The sequence below is a fragment of the Bacillus sp. AFS029533 genome (genome assembly GCF_002585125.1).
Classification (GTDB): Bacteria; Bacillota; Bacilli; order Bacillales; family Bacillaceae_G; genus Gottfriedia; species Gottfriedia luciferensis_B.
In genome coordinates this window covers 1-19,562 of record NZ_NUQC01000004.1, presented here as the reverse complement: position 1 = coordinate 19,562, position 19,562 = coordinate 1, and the positions used below count along the sequence as shown (strand labels likewise).

The window sequence follows — 19,562 nt, the reverse complement described above, 5'->3', positions numbered from 1 at the left end:
AAATTGTTTAAATTTTGCATAAACTAATACTACTCTCTTAAATGAAAAGTAGGCGATATTATGCAATTTTCAGCAAATCCTTTGCGTAACCTATTCAAGGATGATTATTCTGTATTTCTAGATGACGAAAACGCTATTAACAGATTTGCAGATCGTTTATGTAAGTCGCTTCCAAGTGTACACACTAAAGAAATCGTTTTTGTATGTATTGGAACTGACCGTTCTACGGGAGACTCTTTAGGTCCTTTAGTTGGAACCATGTTAGGAGAATTAAACTTAAGTAGGTTTCATTATTATGGTACTCTTGATGAGCCAATTCATGCGTTAAATCTTTCAGAACAACTTGAAAGAATTAAAGGCAAGTATAACAATCCATTTATCATTGCTGTAGATGCATGTTTAGGCAGAGTAAAAAGTATTGGTAGCGTACGTTTATCCAATGGTCCGTTAAAACCTGGTGCAGCAATGAAAAAAGAATTACCTTTAGTTGGCGAAATTAATTTAACCGGAGTTGTAAATGTTAGTGGATTTATGGAATTCTACGTTCTACAAAATACTAGATTAAGCCTTGTAATGAAAATGGCTAAGTTTATTGCGAATTCAATTAAAGAAACTGAAAGAAAATTTACCTGTCAATTAGATTTTTAACATAATAGTTTCCTAACTTTCAATTAAAAAAGGTCAGATAAAAACAAAAAGGGAGTATTAACTGCATTGGAAGCCAACACATTTAATATTCCCTATGAATAACTCATTTTATAATTGAAAGAATTCTCTCCAAATCCTCTTTGTTAAAGAATTGGATTTCTATTTTCCCTTTATCTTTAGCCGATTTAATTTTAACTGACGTTCCGAACTTTTCCTGTAAAAGATCCTCATATTCACTAAAAAATATGTTTTTAGTCGGGGTTTTCTTTGATGTTTCACGTGAAACATTTTCATTTAGCTCATTGACTAACGTTTCAACCTCACGAACACTTAGGTTTTTTTCAATTACTTTTAGTGCGGTACCTTCAATTAATCCTTTTCGTTTTAATCCTAAAAGTGCTCTTCCATGACCCATTGAGAGCGTGCCTTCTTCAACCATTTTTTGAACAGAGTTAGGTAAGGTTAAAATTCTTAAATAGTTAGCAATATGTGGACGACTTTTTCCAAGTTTCTTTGCTAATTGTTCTTGTGTTAAGTGTAATTGTTCAATTAAAGTTTGATATGCTTCAGCCTCTTCAAGAGGATTTAAATCATCTCGCTGTAAATTTTCTAATACAGCTAGCTCCATCATTTGCTCTTCAGTAAGGTCTCTTACAATAACTGGTACTGTATTTAAACCCGCATTTTTTGCAGCGCGATATCGTCTTTCTCCAGCAACGATTTGGAAGCCCTTTATGCTTTTTCTAGCAATGATTGGTTGAAGAATACCATGTTCAATCACTGACTGAGTTAATTCTAACATTGCAGTTTCATCAAATACTTTGCGAGGTTGGTATGGGTTAGGTCTAAGTTCTTTTAAATCAATTTCCTGAACTAACTCTTCTTGCTGGTTTATATCTTGAAAAAATGCTCCAATACCTTTACCTAAACCTTTAGCCATTATCAATCACTTCCTTTGCTAGATCGAGATATACTTCTGCACCTCTTGACTTTGGATCATAAGTAATGATCGGTTTACCATGACTTGGTGCTTCACTTAAGCGTACATTTCTTGGAATAATTGATTTATAGACGCGATCTTGGAAATATTTTTTTACTTCTTCTATAACTTGGAGCCCTAAATTTGTACGAGCATCTAGCATTGTTAGCAAAACGCCTTCAATTGCTAAATTTTTATTTAAATGTTTTTGTACTAAACGTACAGTACTTAATAACTGACTTAAACCTTCAAGTGCGTAATACTCACACTGAACTGGAATAATAATTGAATCAGATGCAGTTAGTGAGTTTAAAGTTAATAACCCTAGTGATGGAGGACAATCTATTAAAATATAATCATAGTTACCTTTTACAGTATCTAAAGCACGCTTTAATCGTACTTCTCTAGAAATAGTAGGTACTAATTCAATTTCTGCTCCAGCAAGTTGAATTGTTGCTGGAATAATATCAAAATTTGGAATAGCAGTGTTTAAAATGACATTTTTCGCCTCAACGTCATCAACTAATACATTGTAAACACACTGATTTACATCAGCTTTTTCAATTCCAATACCACTAGTTGCATTACCTTGGGGATCTATATCGACTAGTAATACTTTTTTTCCTAAGTGAGCTAAACAAGCACTTAAATTTACTGATGTTGTAGTCTTACCAACACCACCTTTTTGATTAGCTATAGAGATTACTTTAACCACTATGTAATCTACTCCTTCCACAACAAACAATTCTTATTTTCTATTTTACCATGAATAGATTCATCGTTGTGTCTAGATTTAAAAATGAATAAAAAAATTCACCACTTAAAAGAGGTGAATTTAATGTTTATTTTTTTGGTATTTTAATTGTAATTTGATAATAGTCATCATGTTCTTCTTCTTGACTATCAATATTCATGCCTGTTTTAGTAACCATTTGTAAAGATTCACGGATCGTATTCATCGCAATTCTAATGTCTTTACTAATGGCCTTAAATTTACGTTTAGCTTTTGGCTTTTTCTCAGTAAGTAATGTAACGACTCGTTCTTCAGTTTGTTTAACATTTAACTGTTTTTCAATTATTTCTTGAAGAAGAGTAATTTGTAGTTGAGGCAACTTTAATGGAATAAGTGCTCTTGCATGACGTTCCGTAATCGACTTATCCAATAATGCTTGTTGTATTTCTCCTGGAAGTTTCAACAATCTCAGTTTATTTGCAACAGTCGATTGACCTTTACCTAATCGCTGAGCTAAAGCCTCTTGAGTTAAGTTATGTAAATCAATTAGTTTTTGGTAAGCTACGGCTTCTTCAAAAGGAGATAGTTCTTCACGTTGTAAGTTTTCAATCAGAGCGACGGAGGCAGTCTCTGTATCGTTAAATGTTTTCACTATTGCAGGAATTGTATCCCAACCTAAAGATGAAACGGCTCTGAATCTTCTTTCCCCGGCAATTATTTCATAAAAGTTTGGTCTAATTTCCCTAACAACAATTGGTTGAATAATACCATGAGTTCGAATCGTTAGCGCTAGTTCTTTAATTTTTTCATCATCAAAGAATGTTCTAGGCTGATACTGATTCGGTACAATGTCCGATACTGGAATTTGGCGAATAACTTCATTACTCGAAACCGAATTTTCATTAATTTCTTTTTCTGATAAGCCAAATAACCTAGATAATGTGCTTTTCAATGTGATTCCCACCCTTTTAGAATTTCGTTCACAATAGAATAAACATAACAAATGTTTCACGTGAAACATTTGTTAGTTTATCATATTAAACCTCTAATGGTTCTTTACCAGGGGTACCCGGTTTGCGAGGGTACTTAGTTGGCGTTTTGCGTTTCTTTTCTACTATAACAATATTTCGATCACTGTCTTCGCTTGGGAGAGTAAAGTGATTAATTGATTTAACTTCTCCACCAAGTGTTTTTATAGCATAATTTGCTTTATCCAACTCTTCTTGACCAGCTGCGCCTTTAAGTGCAACAAAATGGCCATTCGGTCTAACAAGTGGTAAGCATAATTCAGTTAACACAGACATTCTAGCAACTGCTCTAGCAGTTACAACATCGAAAGATTCTCTCATACCAGTTCTTTTAGCAAAAGTTTCTGCTCGATCATGAATAAATGATACATTCTCTAATTGTAATTCCTTCGCTAAATGGTTTAGAAATGTAATCCTTTTTTGAAGGGAGTCTACGATCGTTAATTTGATAGATGGGAAACATATTTTAATTGGGATAGAAGGGAAGCCCGCTCCTGCACCAATATCACATAAAGTAATTTCATCAGCGAAGTCAAAATAAAAGGCAGCGCTAATTGAATCATAAAAATGCTTTAAATATACTTCTTCTTCTTCTGTAATAGCAGTTAAGTTCATTTTATTATTCCACTCAACTAATGTGTGGAAATATATATCAAATTGTTTTAATTGAAAATCAGACAAATGGATTCCTTTATCTTTAAGAGCAGCGATAAATTGTTCTTTATTCACTAGTAATACCCCTATCTATTATTAGTTCGATATTCTTGCAATTTTTCCTTGTTCTAAATAAACAAGTAGAATTGAAATATCTGCTGGATTAACACCAGATATACGAGAAGCTTGACCTACTGATAGAGGACGCACTTGCTCAAGCTTTTGTCTTGCCTCAGTAGCAAGGCCATGAATAGCTTGATAATCGATATTTTCAGGGATTTTCTTTAAATCCATTCTTTTCATACGTTCTACTTGATTTAATGATTTTTCAATATAACCTTCATACTTAATTTGTATTTCAACTTGCTCTTTAACATCCGAATGTAAGTCTTTTTCAGATGGAGAAAGAAGATGGATATGCTCATAAAGCATTTCAGGACGACGTAAAAGATCTGCTGCACGAATGCCATCTTTCAGTTCACTACCACCATTTTTTGCGATTAATTCCTGTACTTCTTTTGTTGGTCTTAATTGTGTTGTTTTTAAGCGCTCTATTTCTTCTTCAATTAACATTTTCTTTTGTTCAAACTCTGCATATCTTTCATCGTTTATTAAACCAAGTCTTTGACCGATTTTAGTTAAACGTAAATCGGCATTATCGTGACGTAATAATAATCGATATTCTGCTCTAGAAGTAAGAAGACGGTATGGTTCATTTGTCCCTTTCGTTACTAGATCATCTATTAAAACACCAATGTAAGCTTCAGAGCGATCTAAAATTAACTCTTCTTTATCTAGTGAACGACATGCAGCGTTAATTCCTGCGATTAAACCTTGACCGGCTGCTTCTTCATAACCCGAAGTTCCGTTAATTTGACCAGCAGTATACAGATTCTTAATTTGCTTAAGTTCCAATGTTGGCCATAATTGAGTAGGTACTATCGCGTCATATTCAATTGCATATCCAGTTCTCATCATTTGAACATTTTCAAGACCTGCAATTGAACGCAGCATCTTTTCCTGTACATCTTCAGGTAAACTAGTTGATAATCCTTGCACATAAACTTCTTGAGTATTTCTTCCTTCTGGCTCTAAGAAAATTTGATGTCTCGGTTTATCATTAAATCGGACAACTTTATCCTCAATAGAAGGACAATAACGTGGCCCAGTACCTTTAATCATACCAGAGTACATCGGCGAACGGTGTAAGTTATCGTCGATGATTTGATGTGTAGTTTCACTTGTATAAGTTAACCAACAAGGAATTTGTTCTGTTTCAACTGGTTCTGTTTCAAATGAAAATGCACGAGGTACATCATCGCCAGGTTGTATTTCTGTTTTTGAATAATCAATACTATGACTATTTACACGAGGAGGCGTACCTGTTTTAAAACGAACAAGTTCAATCCCTAATTCCTCTAAGTGCTCAGAAAGCTTAATTGCTGGCTGTTGGTTATTAGGACCACTTGAGTATTTTAATTCTCCTACAATAATTTCTCCGCGTAAAAAAGTACCTGTTGTAATGACAACTGTTTTTGAACGATAAATAGCACCAGTTTGTGTAATTACACCTGTACATTGTCCATCTTCTACAATTAATCTTTCTACTAATCCTTGCTTTAGTGTTAGATTCTCCGTATTTTCAATGGTTTTCTTTAATTCGTGTTGATAAGCAAATTTATCCGCTTGAGCACGCAATGCGCGTACTGCCGGACCTTTACCCGTATTTAACATTCTCATTTGAATATGTGTTTTATCGATATTTCGACCCATTTCACCGCCAAGTGCATCAATTTCACGTACAACAATCCCCTTGGCAGGACCACCTACTGACGGGTTACAAGGCATAAATGCGACCATATCAAGATTTATTGTCAGCATTAGTGTTTTTGCACCCATTCGAGCAGATGACAAACCGGCTTCACATCCAGCATGACCAGCTCCAATAACGATTACATCATAATTGCCTGCTTCAAAACTCATCTTTTCTCCTCCTAACCATTATTTCCCTAAACAGAATTGAGAAAATAGCTGGTTGATTAAACTTTCCTGAACTGTATCTCCAACGATTTCACCTAACAATTCCCATGCTCTTGTTAAGTCAATCTGTACTAAGTCAATCGGCATACCATTTTTCATGGCCTCAATCGCGTCATTGATTGTCTGTTCTGATTGCTTTAATAGCGCAATATGTCTAGCATTAGATAAATAAGTTAAATCTTGTGCCTCAATTTGCCCTTCAAAATATAAGTCGGCTATTGCTTTTTCTAAATCATCAATTCCTTTTTCTTCTTTTAAGGAAGTTGTAACAACTTTAGCATTACCAACTAACGCCTTTACTTCATTCAGATCGAGCTTTTGTGGCAAATCTGTTTTGTTAATGATCACAATTACGTCTTTACCGCTCATTTCGACAAACAATTTACGATCTTCTTCACTTAATTGCTCATTATTATTTAAAACAAATAAAACTAAATCAGCTAAGTTCAATACTTTTTTAGATCTTTCTACACCAATTGCTTCTACAACATCCTTAGTTTCACGAATACCGGCTGTATCAATTAGGCGTAATGGCACACCTTTTACATTAACGTATTCTTCAATTACATCACGTGTTGTACCTGGAATATCAGTAACAATTGCTTTGCTTTCCTGGACAAGTGTATTTAAAAGAGACGATTTCCCAACATTAGGTCTACCAATAATGACAGTAGATAGTCCTTCACGTAAAATTTTACCTTGTTTTGATGTTTCTAGCAGTTTTTGTATTTCAACACGAACTGTTTTCGCTTTTTCAATTAAAACAGTATTGGTCATTTCTTCAACATCATCATATTCAGGGTAGTCAATATTTACTTCAATATGAGCTAAAATTTCAAGTAATGTTTGTCTTAAGCCATTAACTAACTTTGACAATCGACCTTCCACTTGATTCATTGCGATCGCCATTGCCCTGTCAGTCTTTGAACGAATTAAATCCATTACTGCTTCTGCCTGAGATAGGTCGATTCGTCCATTAAGAAATGCTCTTTTTGTAAATTCACCAGGCTCCGCTAATCTAGCACCTTGTGATAGTACTAATTCAAGTACTTTGTTAACCGAAAAAATTCCACCATGACAATTTATTTCGACAACATCTTCACGTGTAAACGTTTTCGGTGCCCTTAAAATCGAGACCATAACTTCCTCAACAGTATTACCCGAACTTGGATCGACTAAATGTCCGTAATGGATTGTGTGTGAATCTACTCTATTTAAATCTTTTTCTTTAAATAATTTATTCGCTATTTGAACAGCTTCATCGCCACTTAATCGAACGATGGCAATTGCACCTTCGCCTTTTGGTGTCGATATGGCTGTAATTGTATCGAATTCCATCAAAAAATCACCTCGGAGCATGTTAAACAAAAGTTAACATGTTACTTCTAAATCTATAGCATAGCATAAAGAATTTTATAATTGAATGTTTTTATATTATAACCGTACCAAAGTACAAGTAAACTTAAATGACTTGAATGAACAATATTAAAAAACCAATTAAGGCTTAGCCCTTAATTGGTTTCTTTAAATCTATAATTAATTGACGATGTGGATCTTGTCCTACAGACTTTGTAGAGATATTCGGCATATCTGTTAGTATATGATGTATAATTTTTCTTTCGAAAGAAGGCATTGGCTCTAAAGAGATCGCTTTTCTTGTTTTTAAAACTGTTTGAGCAGTCTTTTTTGCAAGAATTTCTAGCGATTCCTTACGTTTTAATCGATAATTTTCTGCATCAACGACAACATGAATCAATTGTTTTGAATGACGATTAACAAATGTTTGAACTAAGAATTGAAGAGCATTTAAAGTATTACCTCTTTTTCCAATAATAAGGGCAACCTTATCACCCTTTACTGTAAATAAGAAGGTTTGTTCTTTAGTACCTTGCAATTCGAAATTTACATCTGCAGTTTCATCAAGACTCTTAACAATATTTAAAAGGTAGTCATATGCTTTTTCGATTAAAGTCTTCTTTTTAACAACTAATACTTTAGCAGGTTTAGCACCAAATCCTAAAAATCCTTTTTTGCCGTCTTCGATTACTGTAATTTCTACGTCTTCTTCTGTTGAACTAAGTTGCTGAAGTGCTAATTGAACTGCTTGTTCGATTGTTTGACCAGTAGCAGTTACTTCTCTCACTTACTAGCCCCTCCTACATTGTTATTTTTAACGGTAGTGTTACCTCTATTAACAAATAATGTTTGAAGAATCATAAATGTGTTACCAACTACCCAATATAAAGCTAAAGCAGATGGTAGTCTAACAGCAAATATTAAAATCATGATTGGCATAACATAAAGCATGATTTTCATTTGTTGAGCAGCAGGTCCTGTCATTGAACCAGTACTCATTGATACTTTTTGTTGAATGAAAGTTGTAATACCAGCGATGATTGGTAAAGCATAAATTGGATCCGGATGTCCTAATTGGAACCATAAGAAGTCATGCGCTTTAATTTCCATTGTTCTCATAATTGCATGATAGAAAGCAATTAAGATTGGCATTTGAATAAAAATAGGTAAACAACCAGATAGCGGATTTACACCATGTTGTTGATACAACTTCATTGTTTCTTCATTTAATTTTTGGACAGTTTTTTGGTCCTTTGAAGAATATTTTTCTTTAAGTTTGGCCATTTCAGGCTGGATTGATTGCATCGCTTTTGTACTTTTAATTTGTTTAATCATTAACGGTAGTAATGCTAAACGGATTAAAAGTGTTACGACGATAATCGACATTCCATAACTTCCACCAAAAATTTTAGATACAGCTGTGATTAACCATGATAGTGGATAAACGAAATACTCATTCCAAATCCCCGTACTTTCAGACGTAATCGGTTGGTTTGTTTGCGAACACCCAGCTAACACGACTACTAATAAAAGAACTGTAACTAGCAATTGGTACTTCTTAGTCTTCAAACTAGTTCCTCCTTTAAGAAGTTACATTTAAATATGTAATTACTTAATTTGATTTTTATCTAATTTATGTTTTGAATCACGTATTTTAAGCGCTTCCGCCCTTTTCAACACATGAATTAAACTTTTTTTAAATTCATTAAAAGGTAGTTCAGTACAGGGCTTTCTTGCGATTACAACATAATCCATATTTACACGAAGATCATCACTTAATTCAGTAAGAGCTTGTCTTATATACCGCTTAATATGATTTCTTTCTACAGCATTACCTAACTTCTTACTAACAGATAATCCTATACGAAATTGCTTTTGATCTTCCTTTTTTAATGTATAGATTACAAATTGTCGATTTGCAGTTGACGATCCCTTTTGAAAAACGCGACTAAAATCTGCATTCTTTTTTATTCTGTTTTTCTTGTTCATGTTCTACTGACACCTCAAATGATTCCTTCAATTATCATAACAATTTTTTTATAAAAAATGAGGCCCTTTTTACTTACAAATTGTGACATAAAAGCAAAAAAGGCCTTCTTATTAGTGAAAAAGACCACTGTTGACAGTGGCCTACGCAGATAATACTTTTCTTCCTTTACGACGACGAGCTGCTAGAACTTTACGTCCATTTGCAGTGCTCATACGGCTACGGAAACCATGTACTTTGCTGCGTTTACGTTTGTTTGGTTGAAATGTTCTTTTCATTATATGACACCTCCCTGAGGAATTACTGTAATAGACAGTCCTATAAATTATAAAGAATAACTACTATTAATGTCAATGTAAGATGTTAAATCATGATTAATAATTATTTCCAATTTGTGAAGAATGGTTGATCCAGTGAGTTTTAATAAGAAAAAAATAAAAAAAAGTCACTTATTTTATAAAAGAAATGCGATTTACTCCTATCATTTCCCTCCAATAAATTTATAAACGATTAATCAGAGCAGAAAAATATGGTGTCGAAAGATTTTTTGAAACGCACTTTTCAGTGAATAAAAAAATCTACATAAAACTACTTCTTTCCCTTTTCTTAAAATTGTTAAGTGCTCTGTGGATAATATTTTTCTACACATTTTTTACCCACAGCAGTTACTGACAACTTTTACACAAGTCCGTTTTCTGTGGACAATTTTTTTAAACAAGTGGATTAGCATGTGGATAACATTAACTACTCATTGAAATAGCTAAAGATTTTTGATATTATTAATTTGTTTTCCACTTTGGACAAGTTGTTTTTTATTTTTATTTGTCCACAGATGTTAATAACTTGTGGACAGGTTTTACACTTGTACCATTTTTAAGTTATCCACATGGGTGAATACTGTCAAATAAAGTGGATTTTTGCAGTTTTATAAAATAACGCATATTCAAAGACATGAATAAAAATAAATACTTAATTTATGTGCTTGTACAAAAGTTGAACAAGCTTTGTAAGGAGGGATTACTGTTTGGAAAATATAGGGGATCTGTGGTCCAGGGTTCTAGCAGAAATAGAAAAAAAAATAAGTAAACCAAGCTTTGAAACATGGCTAAAATCAACAAAGGCATTTTCTTTAAAGAATGATACTTTAACAATTATTGCCCCAAATGAATTCGCTCGTGATTGGCTTGAGTCTAAGTATTCATCTTTAATAATGGATACAGTTTTAGAAATAACTGGAGCGGAATTAGAAATCAAATTTATCCTTCCTCAAAATCATGTAGAAGAAATAGAGATGAATATACCGGCCGTTAAAGCCAAAGTAAAATTTGAAGAACCAGTAGAGTTCAACCAAAGTATGTTGAACCCTAAATATACTTTTGATACTTTCGTAATTGGTTCAGGTAACCGTTTTGCCCACGCAGCATCATTAGCGGTTGCCGAGGCACCTGCAAAAGCCTATAACCCATTATTTATATATGGGGGCGTTGGGTTAGGGAAAACCCACTTAATGCACGCAATTGGACATTATGTACTCGAGCATAATCCAAATGCCAAAGTCGTTTATTTATCATCAGAAAAATTTACAAATGAGTTCATTAATTCAATTCGTGATAATAAAGCAATTGAATTTAGAAATAAGTACCGTAATGTAGACGTGTTACTTATAGACGATATTCAGTTCTTAGCTGGAAAAGAACAAACACAGGAAGAATTTTTCCATACTTTTAATACACTTCATGAAGAAAGTAAACAAATCATTATCTCAAGTGACCGACCACCTAAAGAAATTCCTACATTAGAAGATCGACTTCGCTCACGATTTGAATGGGGCCTTATTACAGATATCACACCACCAGATTTAGAAACTAGGATTGCGATTTTACGTAAAAAGGCTAAGGCTGAGGGGTTAGATATTCCAAATGAGGTAATGTTATATATTGCAAATCAAATTGATACAAATATCCGTGAATTAGAAGGAGCACTTATTCGTGTAGTTGCTTATTCATCGTTAATTAATAAGGATATAAATGCTAGCGTGGCCGCTGAAGCCTTAAAGAATTTAATTACAGCGACGAGGCCTAAAACAGTATCAATACATGACATTCAACGAACAGTTGGAGAAGTTTTTAGTATTAAATTAGAGGATTTTAAAGCAAAGAAACGTACAAAATCCGTAGCCTTCCCAAGACAGATTGCAATGTATCTTTCAAGAGAGCTGACAGACCATTCTTTACCTAAAATAGGAGAAGAGTTTGGAGGACGAGATCATACAACTGTTATTCATGCGCATGAAAAAATCTCAAAATTAGTCGAAACTGACTCACAGCTGCAATCTCAAATTAAAGAAATCAATGAAAAATTAAATCAGTAGAGTTATTTACCTGTGCATAACTTTCTCTCTTTTTTACACAGTCTATCCACATGTTGATAGACTTATTTTTCTTTAATAAATTATAGTTATCCACAAATTCACAGGCCCTACTACTATTACTATATTATTTTATAAATTATATAAGGAGTACAAACAATGAAATTTACTGTACAAAAAGATCATCTTGTTAAAGCTGTACAAGAAGTTATGAGAGCTGTTTCATCAAGAACAACTATTCCAATCTTAACTGGTATTAAATTAGTCGTTACAAATGAAGGACTAACTTTCACAGGTAGTGATTCAGATATATCTATAGAATCTTATTTACCAATAGTATTAGATGATCAGCAACTAGTTGATGTAAAACGAACTGGAAGCATTGTATTAAATGCTCGATATTTTAGTGATATTGTAAAAAAATTACCTTCAGATTTTGTCGAATTAGAGTCTGATAATAATTATGTAACAACAATAAGAGCCGGAAAAACTGAATTTAGCTTAAATGGCTTTGACTCTGAGGAATATCCACTACTTCCTCAGATTGAAGAACATGAAACAATTTCTATTTCTGCAGATTTATTAAAATTTATGATTCGTCAAACTGTATTTGCAGTATCAACTTCAGAAACTAGACCAATTTTAACTGGTGTAAACTGGAAGATTGAAAATGGTGATCTAACGTGTATAGCGACAGATAGCCATCGATTAGCTTTAAGACAAGCTAAAATTGACGGAAGTTCTATAACAAGTGAATTTAAAGCTAGCGTAGTAATTCCTGGGAAAAGTCTAAATGAATTAAGTAAAATTCTAGATGACAATAATGAAAAAGTAGAAATCGTCTTAACAGAACATCAAGCTTTATTTAAGACAAAACATCTATTGTTCTTTACTCGACTATTAGAAGGTAATTATCCTGACACATCAAAGTTAATTCCAAGTGAAAGTAAAACGGAACTAACTGTAATGACGAAAGAATTCTTACAAGCAATTGATCGTGCTTCTTTATTAGCAAGAGAAGGTAGAAATAATGTTGTTCACTTAGAAACAGTTGGCAGCTCAGTGGTCAATATTTCCTCTTATTCTCCTGAAATCGGTAAAGTAGTAGACGAAATTGTTTGCGAGGATATTAAAGGTGAAGAGTTAAAAATCTCTTTTAGTGCGAAGTATGTTATGGATGCATTAAAAGCAATAGAAAGCCCAGAAATTTATATTCAATTTACGGGGGCAATGAGACCATTTTTAATTCGTACTGTAAATGATTCAAGAACATTGCAATTAATTTTACCAGTTCGCACATACTAGTTAGTAATTTCTATCGAAAGGGGCTGGCCTAATAGAATGTACTAGCAATCTCCAAAGGGCAGAATAAATAAAGAATTTATTCTACAAATTTGTTTGGGGAGTGCATAGTACATTTAGGTCAGTCTTTTTGTACTTAATAGACAAAATAAGGGTTAAGTGTTTTTTTTCTTATAGAAGTTTAGTACAATTAAGGAATGGATAAATGAGGGTGATAAAAAATGAAAACAGAAAAAGTTAAAATAAATACAGAATATATTACATTAGGCCAATTTTTAAAGCTTGCGGGTGTAATTGATACAGGTGGAATGGCTAAATGGTTTCTATCGGAGCATGAAATCTTTGTAAACAATGAACCTGAGAATAGAAGAGGAAAAAAATTAGTTTTAAATGATACAATTTCTATAACTGGAAAAGGTTCGTATATTATAACTTCATAAGTTTTGGGGGAATCCCATTGTATATTAAAGATTTACAGCTAAAACAATATCGTAATTATGAAAAACTTGAGTTGAATTTTCAAAATAATGTTAATGTCATTATTGGTGAGAATGCTCAAGGTAAAACAAATTTAATGGAATCCATTTATGTGCTAGCTTTAACAAAGTCCCATCGAACAAGCAACGACAAAGAAATGATACGGTGGGATGAAGAATATGGTACAATAAAGGGTACGTTACAGAAAAAAAATCAGCAAGTAACACTACAGCTAATCCTCTCAAAGAAAGGTAAGAAAGCAAAGCTGAACCATCTTGAGCAGATGAAGTTAAGTCAATATATAGGCGTGATGAATGTCGTTATGTTTGCACCGGAAGATTTACATTTAGTAAAAGGTAGTCCGCAAGTGCGTCGTAAATTCCTAGATATGGAACTAGGACAAGTTTCGCCTGTTTACCTACATGAACTAAGTCAGTACCAGAGAATCCTCCAACAGCGAAATTCACTACTAAAAACATTACAAACTAGCCGAGATCGGAACTATTTAATGCTTGAAGTCCTAACATCTCAGCTTGTAAAACATGCCGTAAAAATAATTGAAAAACGAATTTCGTTCATCAAATTACTACAGGATTGGGCATCGCCTATTCATAGTCAAATTTCTAGAGAGACCGAAAAGCTAGAAATTATATATAAACCAAGCATTAATGTATCAGATTTAACAGATTTGACGAAAATGGAAGATGAGTACATAAAACTATTCGAAGCTGAAAAAGAGCGTGAAGTATCAAGAGGTACTACATTGCTTGGTCCGCATAGAGATGATTTGGTTTTTATGGTAAATGATAAAAACGTTCAAACTTTTGGATCGCAAGGACAGCAGCGGACAACAGCTCTTTCATTAAAACTAGCAGAAATTGAACTGATTAAAGAGGAAGTTGGAGAATATCCCATACTTTTATTAGATGATGTCCTTTCAGAGCTAGATGACTATCGTCAAACACACTTATTAAATGCAATTCAAAATAAAGTACAGACTTTTGTCACAACAACAAGTGTCGACGGGATTCAGCACGAAACGATAAAACAAGCTAATATTATAAATGTTTCACATGGAACAATTATAAGTACTTCTCGATAAATAATTTATGAAATTTCTACTACGCCGCCTAAAAAGCATAGCTGAAATTTACTAATTCTTTTATGTAAAATAAAAAAAGTAGGTGAGTGTTCATGACAATGGATCAAAAGATGCAAGAACATAATTATGATGAAAATCAGATACAAGTTCTTGAAGGTTTAGAAGCCGTACGTAAAAGACCGGGTATGTATATCGGTTCTACGAGCGGAAAAGGATTACATCACTTAGTATGGGAAATCGTTGATAATAGTATAGATGAGGCATTGGCTGGATACTGTGATGAGATTAATTTAACGATTGAAGAAGATAATAGTATTACTGTTAAAGATAATGGCCGTGGGATTCCAGTAGGTATCCATGAAAAAATGGGTAGACCTGCACTAGAAGTAATTATGACGGTACTTCATGCGGGTGGAAAATTTGGCGGTGGTGGATACAAAGTATCTGGTGGATTACACGGGGTTGGTGCTTCAGTAGTAAATGCACTGTCTACTTTGCTAGAAGTTCACGTTCATCGTGAAGGTACTATTTATTATCAACAATTTTCTAAAGGTATACCTGTTGAAGATATGAGTATCGTTGGTGAAACTGATGTTACAGGTACGATTACTCATTTTAAACCTGATGTAGAAATTTTCACTGAAACGACAGTTTATGACTTTGATACATTAGCAAACCGTTTAAGAGAACTAGCATTCCTTAATAGAGGTATTCGCTTAACAATTGAAGACCGTAGAGAAAATAAACAAAAGAAAGAATTCCATTATGAAGGTGGAATTAAATCTTACGTTGAACATTTAAACCGTTCTAAAGAAGTAATACATGACGAACCAATTTTTGTTATTGGTGAAAAAGATGGAATTAGTGTAGAAATTGCACTTCAATATAACGAAAGCTATACAAGTAATATTTACTCATTCACGAATAATATTAATACACACGAAGGTGGTACGCACGAGGTTGGGTTTAAAACAGCTTTAACTCGTGTAATTAATGATTATGGTCGTAAGAATGGTTTAATTAAGGATCAAGATAGCAACTTATCTGGTGAGGATGTACGTGAAGGATTAACAGCAATCGTTTCTATTAAACATCCAGATCCACAGTTTGAGGGACAAACAAAAACTAAATTAGGTAATAGTGAAGTTCGTACGATTACTGAGCAAGTTTTTGGAGAAAAACTTGAAAAGTTTTTATTAGAGAATCCAACAGAAGCTAAAAAAATAGTTGAAAAAGGTTTAATGGCGGCTAGAGCGCGTGTTGCTGCTAAGAAGGCTCGTGAGTTAACAAGAAGAAAAAGTGCTTTAGAAGTATCAAGTTTACCTGGGAAATTAGCAGATTGTTCTTCAAAAGATTCTTCTATTAGCGAAATTTATATCGTTGAGGGTGATTCAGCGGGTGGAAGTGCAAAACAAGGACGAGACCGTCACTTCCAAGCAATTCTTCCTTTACGTGGAAAAATTATTAATGTAGAAAAAGCTCGACTTGATAAAATTTTATCAAATAACGAGGTGCGTTCAATGATTACTGCTTTTGGTACCGGAATCGGTGATGATTTCGATATCGAGAAAGCACGATATCATAAAATTATATTGATGACGGATGCTGATGTAGATGGTGCCCACATCCGTACTTTATTGTTAACGTTCTTATATCGTTATATGCGTCAAATCATTGAAAGTGGTTATATTTATATTGCTCAACCACCTTTATATAAGATCCAGCAAGGGAAAAAAATACAATATGCTTATAATGATCGACAAATGAATGAGATTATGTCGACTTTAAATGCAGTACCAAAACCTGTTATTCAACGATATAAAGGTCTAGGTGAAATGAACCCTGATCAGTTATGGGAAACTACAATGAATCCAGAAACTAGAACGTTACTACAAGTTAACCTTCAAGATGCTATCGAAGCGGATGAAACGTTTGAAACGTTAATGGGCGAAAAAGTGGAGCCAAGACGTAACTTTATTCAAGATAACGCTAAGTATGTAAAGAATTTAGATATTTAATATGTATTTGTAAGGAGCTTTTATGCTCCTTTTCTCAGGTAGATACGGAAACTAAAGGGAGGTGCCGATGTTGAGTGAAAATCAACAAATTAAAGAAATAAATATTAGTCATGAAATGCGTAATTCCTTCCTAGATTATGCAATGAGTGTAATTGTTTCTCGAGCGTTACCAGATGTACGAGACGGCCTTAAGCCTGTGCATAGAAGAATTTTATATGCAATGAATGATTTAGGTATGACAGCTGATAAAGCCTATAAAAAGTCAGCGCGTATCGTTGGTGAAGTAATTGGTAAGTATCACCCGCATGGTGATTCTGCTGTATATGAAACAATGGTACGTATGGCTCAGGACTTTAACTTCAGATATATGTTAGTAGATGGCCATGGGAATTTTGGATCAGTTGATGGAGACGCGGCGGCGGCGATGCGTTATACAGAAGCTAGAATGTCTAAAATTTCGATGGAATTGATTCGTGATATTAATAAAAACACGATTGATTATCAAGATAACTATGATGGTTCAGAAAGAGAGCCAATCGTTCTTCCTGCACGATTCCCTAACTTGTTGGTAAACGGAGCAACGGGTATAGCGGTTGGTATGGCTACGAATATTCCTCCTCACCAATTAGGTGAAGTAATTGATGGTGTACTTGCATTAAGTAAAGACCCCGAAATCACTACACAAGAATTAATGGAATATATTCAAGGTCCTGATTTTCCTACATCAGGTATGATTTTAGGTAAAAGCGGAATCCGTAAGGCCTATGAAACTGGTAAAGGTTCGATCATCATTCGAGGGAAAGTTGAAATTGAAGAAAAAGCAAATGGCAGACAAACGATTATTGTTACAGAATTACCATATCAGGTAAATAAAGCCAAGCTTGTTGAACGAATTGCTGAACTAGTTCGAGATAAGAAAATTGAAGGTATTACTGATTTACGTGATGAATCTGACAGAAATGGTATGCGTATTGTCATTGAAGTTAGAAGAGACGCGAACGCAAATGTACTTTTAAATAATCTTTATAAACAAACTGCTCTTCAAACAAGTTTTGGTATTAATTTATTAGCACTTGTTAATGGTGAACCAAAAGTTCTATCTCTAAAGAGCTGTTTAAAACACTATTTAGACCATCAAATTGTTGTTATTAAACGTAGAACACAGTTTGAGTTGGAAAAAGCAGAAGCGCGTGCACATATTTTAGAAGGTTTAAAAGTTGCTTTAGACCATTTAGATGCGGTAATTAGCTTAATTAGAGCTTCTCAAACAGGAGAAATCGCTAAACATGGCTTAATGGAAACTTTTAATTTATCTGAAAAGCAAGCTCAAGCAATCTTAGATATGAGGTTACAACGTTTAACTGGTTTAGAGCGCGAGAAAATTGAAGAAGAATATCAAGAGCTAATCAAGTTAATTGCAGAATTAAGAGAAATTCTTGCAAATGAGGAAAGAGTTCTTGAAATTATTCGAGAAGAATTAACTCAGCTAAAAGAGCAGTATAATGATAAACGAAGAACAGCAATAGTTCCTGGTGGATTAGAAATCATTGAAGATGAAGACTTAATACCAGTGGAGAATATCATTTTAAGTTTAACTCATAATGGATATATTAAACGTCTTCCAGTTTCTACTTACCGATCTCAACGTAGAGGTGGACGTGGTATTCAAGGAATGGGTACTAATAATGATGACTTCTTAGAGCACTTACTAACAACTTCAACACATGATACTATTTTATTCTTTACGAATAAGGGAAAAGTATACCGTTCAAAAGGTTATGAGATTCCAGAGTATAGCCGTACAGCTAAAGGATTACCTATCGTAAACTTACTTGAAATCGATCGCGATGAAAATATTAACGCTATTATTCCAGTAAGTGAATTTTTAGAGAATTGGTACCTATTCTTTACAACAAAACAAGGAATAGCAAAACGTGTACCTTTATCTGCCTTTGCAAACATTCGTACTAACGGGTTAATTGCAATTAATTTAAAAGAAGATGATGACGTAATATCGGTACGTTTAACTGACGGAACAAAAGATATTGTTGTCGGTACTTCAAAAGGTATGATGATCCGTTTTAATGAAGATGATGTTAGATCGATGGGAAGAACGGCAACAGGTGTTAAAGCAATTACACTTTCTGATGATGATTATGTTGTTGGAATGGAAGTTGTTGAAGAGCATTTAGATATTCTTGTTGTCACGGAACTAGGTTATGGTAAGCGAACTGCACAGGAAGAATACCGAATTCAAAGTCGTGGTGGTAAAGGTCTAAAAACGCTTAATGTTACAGATAAAAACGGTAAAATGATTTCGTTAAAATGTGTAAGTGACGAAGAGGATTTAATGTTAATTACTGAGTCTGGTGTAATGATTCGTATGCCAATTGACCAAATTTCACGTTTAGGTCGAGTTACTCAAGGTGTTAAATTAATTAAACTTGATCAAGAAGGTCATGTTGCGACTGTAGCAATTGCTGCGAAAGAAGAAGAGGAAATTGATGAAGAAGCTGAAAATGAAGCTGATGAAGCAGTGACTCTTGAAAACGAAGATGAGATTGAAACAACAGAAGAGTAATTGAGCTGTGACTAGTAGAGAGAACAATTAGGTTCTCTCTTTTTTTGACTGTATATTAGTGAACTATTTTTGATTAAGAACTTACTAGTTCTATTTTGATTAGTATATCTCTATTATTTGTACTACTTTAGACAAGGGTTAAAATGCTTGAGATGAAGGGGATATTAATGAAGAATAAGGTTTTGTATTTTTTTTGAAATTATATTATAAAAACTATTGACCAAGGTTATCAGATTTGTTATTATATAGAAGTCGCCAAGAGATACGGACGACAAAGTGAACTTTGAAA

General features: G+C 33.7%; 17 protein-coding genes. 7 read left to right on the top strand and 10 right to left on the bottom strand.

Features of this window, described 5'->3' with window-relative positions; translation table 11 throughout:
• The first annotated feature begins 60 nt into the window (after window positions 1-60).
• Window positions 61-648: a spore protease YyaC gene (yyaC, locus tag COE53_RS01760; protein WP_049813552.1), complete on the top strand. Its 588-nt coding sequence runs from the start codon at window positions 61-63 to the stop codon at window positions 646-648.
• 103 nt (window positions 649-751) lie between these two features.
• On the opposite strand, the gene COE53_RS01755 is transcribed toward yyaC, so the two are convergent.
• The 10 genes from COE53_RS01755 to rpmH all read right to left on the bottom strand — a co-directional run bounded on the left by COE53_RS01755 (window position 752) and on the right by rpmH (window position 9,703).
• The gene (locus COE53_RS01755) at window positions 752-1,588 is read right to left on the bottom strand and encodes a ParB/RepB/Spo0J family partition protein (protein ID WP_025568953.1); all 837 of its coding nucleotides are present in this window, start codon (window positions 1,586-1,588) and stop codon (window positions 752-754) included.
• Window positions 1,581-2,342, bottom strand: a complete 762-nt coding sequence (locus COE53_RS01750) for a ParA family protein (RefSeq protein ID WP_025568951.1) — start codon at window positions 2,340-2,342, stop codon at window positions 1,581-1,583. Before COE53_RS01750 ends, COE53_RS01755 begins: the two co-directional genes overlap by 8 nt.
• 127 nt (window positions 2,343-2,469) lie before the next feature.
• Complete coding sequence (gene noc / locus COE53_RS01745; protein WP_025568950.1) at window positions 2,470-3,312, bottom strand: nucleoid occlusion protein; 843 nt, start codon at window positions 3,310-3,312, stop codon at window positions 2,470-2,472.
• Window positions 3,313-3,397: 85 nt separating this feature from the next.
• The gene (rsmG, locus tag COE53_RS01740) at window positions 3,398-4,117 is read right to left on the bottom strand and encodes a 16S rRNA (guanine(527)-N(7))-methyltransferase RsmG (RefSeq protein WP_069033643.1); all 720 of its coding nucleotides are present in this window, start codon (window positions 4,115-4,117) and stop codon (window positions 3,398-3,400) included.
• 21 nt (window positions 4,118-4,138) lie between these two features.
• A complete protein-coding gene (mnmG, locus tag COE53_RS01735; protein WP_069033642.1) occupies window positions 4,139-6,025 on the bottom strand; it encodes a tRNA uridine-5-carboxymethylaminomethyl(34) synthesis enzyme MnmG in 1,887 nt (628 codons plus the stop codon).
• A gap of 18 nt (window positions 6,026-6,043) precedes the next feature.
• Window positions 6,044-7,420: a tRNA uridine-5-carboxymethylaminomethyl(34) synthesis GTPase MnmE gene (gene mnmE / locus COE53_RS01730; protein WP_069033641.1), complete on the bottom strand. Its 1,377-nt coding sequence runs from the start codon at window positions 7,418-7,420 to the stop codon at window positions 6,044-6,046.
• 166 nt (window positions 7,421-7,586) lie between these two features.
• Window positions 7,587-8,225: an RNA-binding cell elongation regulator Jag/EloR gene (gene jag / locus COE53_RS01725; RefSeq protein ID WP_069033640.1), complete on the bottom strand. Its 639-nt coding sequence runs from the start codon at window positions 8,223-8,225 to the stop codon at window positions 7,587-7,589.
• Window positions 8,222-9,007: a YidC family membrane integrase SpoIIIJ gene (gene spoIIIJ / locus COE53_RS01720; RefSeq protein WP_069033639.1), complete on the bottom strand. Its 786-nt coding sequence runs from the start codon at window positions 9,005-9,007 to the stop codon at window positions 8,222-8,224. Before spoIIIJ ends, jag begins: the two co-directional genes overlap by 4 nt.
• Window positions 9,008-9,046: 39 nt before the next feature.
• The gene (gene rnpA, locus COE53_RS01715) at window positions 9,047-9,427 is read right to left on the bottom strand and encodes a ribonuclease P protein component (RefSeq protein ID WP_069033638.1); all 381 of its coding nucleotides are present in this window, start codon (window positions 9,425-9,427) and stop codon (window positions 9,047-9,049) included.
• A 141-nt stretch (window positions 9,428-9,568) separates the two neighbouring features.
• On the bottom strand, window positions 9,569-9,703 hold the full coding sequence (gene rpmH / locus COE53_RS01710; RefSeq protein ID WP_056467137.1) for a 50S ribosomal protein L34: 135 nt from the start codon (window positions 9,701-9,703) through the stop codon (window positions 9,569-9,571).
• Between the two features lie 746 nt (window positions 9,704-10,449).
• Between rpmH and dnaA the strand changes: the two genes are divergently transcribed.
• The 6 genes from dnaA to gyrA all read left to right on the top strand — a co-directional run bounded on the left by dnaA (window position 10,450) and on the right by gyrA (window position 19,273).
• Complete coding sequence (gene dnaA / locus COE53_RS01705) at window positions 10,450-11,796, top strand: chromosomal replication initiator protein DnaA (protein ID WP_069033637.1); 1,347 nt, start codon at window positions 10,450-10,452, stop codon at window positions 11,794-11,796.
• A gap of 156 nt (window positions 11,797-11,952) precedes the next feature.
• A complete protein-coding gene (gene dnaN / locus COE53_RS01700; protein WP_069033636.1) occupies window positions 11,953-13,098 on the top strand; it encodes a DNA polymerase III subunit beta in 1,146 nt (381 codons plus the stop codon).
• A 218-nt stretch (window positions 13,099-13,316) separates the two neighbouring features.
• Complete coding sequence (gene yaaA / locus COE53_RS01695) at window positions 13,317-13,535, top strand: S4 domain-containing protein YaaA (RefSeq protein ID WP_069033635.1); 219 nt, start codon at window positions 13,317-13,319, stop codon at window positions 13,533-13,535.
• Between the two features lie 17 nt (window positions 13,536-13,552).
• Window positions 13,553-14,674, top strand: a complete 1,122-nt coding sequence (gene recF / locus COE53_RS01690) for a DNA replication/repair protein RecF (RefSeq protein WP_069033634.1) — start codon at window positions 13,553-13,555, stop codon at window positions 14,672-14,674.
• A gap of 98 nt (window positions 14,675-14,772) precedes the next feature.
• Entirely contained in the window at window positions 14,773-16,692 is a 1,920-nt protein-coding gene (gene gyrB, locus COE53_RS01685) for a DNA topoisomerase (ATP-hydrolyzing) subunit B (RefSeq protein ID WP_069033824.1), read from the top strand.
• 67 nt (window positions 16,693-16,759) lie between these two features.
• A complete protein-coding gene (gyrA, locus tag COE53_RS01680) occupies window positions 16,760-19,273 on the top strand; it encodes a DNA gyrase subunit A (RefSeq protein WP_175403483.1) in 2,514 nt (837 codons plus the stop codon).
• Window positions 19,274-19,562 lie beyond the last annotated feature (289 nt).

Bases quoted from the DNA above. Each gene is read 5' to 3' on its own strand.
- gyrB (WP_069033824.1), top strand. From the start codon at position 14,773: ATGGATCAAAAGATGCAAGAACATAATTATGATGAAAATCAGATACAA.
- dnaN (WP_069033636.1), top strand. From the start codon at position 11,953: ATGAAATTTACTGTACAAAAAGATCATCTTGTTAAAGCTGTACAAGAA.
- mnmE (WP_069033641.1), bottom strand. From the start codon at position 7,420: ATGGAATTCGATACAATTACAGCCATATCGACACCAAAAGGCGAAGGT.
- rpmH (WP_056467137.1), bottom strand. From the start codon at position 9,703: ATGAAAAGAACATTTCAACCAAACAAACGTAAACGCAGCAAAGTACAT.
- yyaC (WP_049813552.1), top strand. From the start codon at position 61: ATGCAATTTTCAGCAAATCCTTTGCGTAACCTATTCAAGGATGATTAT.
- gyrA (WP_175403483.1), top strand. From the start codon at position 16,760: ATGTTGAGTGAAAATCAACAAATTAAAGAAATAAATATTAGTCATGAA.
- rnpA (WP_069033638.1), bottom strand. From the start codon at position 9,427: ATGAACAAGAAAAACAGAATAAAAAAGAATGCAGATTTTAGTCGCGTT.
- mnmG (WP_069033642.1), bottom strand. From the start codon at position 6,025: ATGAGTTTTGAAGCAGGCAATTATGATGTAATCGTTATTGGAGCTGGT.
- yaaA (WP_069033635.1), top strand. From the start codon at position 13,317: ATGAAAACAGAAAAAGTTAAAATAAATACAGAATATATTACATTAGGC.
- COE53_RS01755 (WP_025568953.1), bottom strand. From the start codon at position 1,588: ATGGCTAAAGGTTTAGGTAAAGGTATTGGAGCATTTTTTCAAGATATA.